Source organism: Citrobacter sp. 50677481 (genome assembly GCF_001463265.1).
In the GTDB taxonomy this organism is placed as follows: domain Bacteria; phylum Pseudomonadota; class Gammaproteobacteria; order Enterobacterales; family Enterobacteriaceae; genus Citrobacter_A; species Citrobacter_A sedlakii.
On the sequence record NZ_LNHZ01000031.1, the window covers coordinates 1 to 1340 of the forward strand.

Here is a 1340-nt window from a genome sequence, read left to right on the forward strand (position 1 = left end):
AAAACGGAATCTATGGTCACTCCCGTTTTTGCAACACCGATTTTGACGACAAGTTGGCTTGCTTGAATCTATCCGGCGTCTGAATGGGATTTTATTCCCGCGCCTTGATGAGTTCCGCGCCTGATGAACCTCCAGAAAATATACGGCTTCAATGAGCCTTTCCGTTTTACAGGTTCCTCAACAGGCCGGTGGGCCGTTAGTATCATCAATATCAGTATTCGCAAAACCAGATCAGTAATTCTTTAAACCGGTGTATTTCTGCCGTTATGCTACATAAGTTTGCTGTCGTGCCGTTAGGGCCCAGGCTATTCTGGCCAGCTTGTTTGCCAGAGCACAAGTGACGACAAAGTTGCTTTTCCGGCACAGTAAATCCCTGACCCAATCGGCCAATTTGCCAGACTGGTGTTCCAGTTTTTGTATGAATACCCTGGCACATTGAACCAACAAAGTTCGGATCTTTTTATTACCTCGCTTACTAATTCCCAGCAATGTCGTCCTACCTCCCGTGCTGTACTGCCGAGGTACAAGCCCTGTTGCCGCCGCAAAGTCACGGCTGCTGGCGTACTGCTTCCCGTCGCCAATCTCAGTTGAAATAGTACTCGCTGTCAGTGTTCCGACGCAGGGAATGCTCAGCAAGCGCTGTCCAACCTCATCTTCGTCCAACTTTCGTTTCAACTGGGATTCCAAATCTTTAATCTGCTCAACAAGATAGTGATAATGCTGTTGTAATTTCAGCAATAACTGGCTGAGGTAAAGAGGCAAACTATTATCCTCAAGAATGGTACTCAGTCGGCTAATAACGGCAGCTCCTCGGGGAACGCTAATGCCAAATTCCAGCAGAAAAGCATGCATTTGATTGGTTGTTTTTACCTTATCCTGAACCAGGGATTCACGGACACGATGCAGAGCCCGCATTGCCTGCTGAGATTCCGTTCTGGGCTGCACAAAACGCATAGACGGACGCGATGCAGCTTCACAAATAGCTTCGGCGTCGACAAAGTCGTTTTTATTGCTTTTAACGAACGGGCGGACAAATTGTGGTGATATCAGCTTTGGGGAATGCCCCAACTCTTCCAACTTGCGTGCCATAAAGTGAGAACCGCCACAGGCTTCCATTGCGATGGTTGTAGCGGGGCATGTCGCCAAAAATTCGATCAACTTTGGCCGGGTAAATTTTTTACGGTAAACAGCCTTCCCGCGACGATCCTGGCAATGAATATGGAAAGAGTTTTTACCCAGATCGATACCAATGAGCGCAATGTTTTCCATGATAGTTCTCCGAATGAAAGCCTGTCCTCAGCATAGTACCGGGAAGGAGGGAGTGACCATCTCATTAAATA

General features: G+C 47.6%; 1 protein-coding gene. It reads right to left on the reverse strand.

The genetic code is table 11. From position 1 onward, the window contains the following. Positions 1-264: 264 nt before the first annotated feature. On the reverse strand, positions 265-1269 hold the full coding sequence (locus APU02_RS08510) for an IS110-like element IS4321 family transposase (protein ID WP_000427623.1): 1005 nt from the start codon (positions 1267-1269) through the stop codon (positions 265-267). Positions 1270-1340 lie beyond the last annotated feature (71 nt).

Coding starts and splice junctions, on each gene's coding strand:
- APU02_RS08510 (WP_000427623.1), bottom strand. CDS start 1,269: ATGGAAAACATTGCGCTCATTGGTATCGATCTGGGTAAAAACTCTTTC.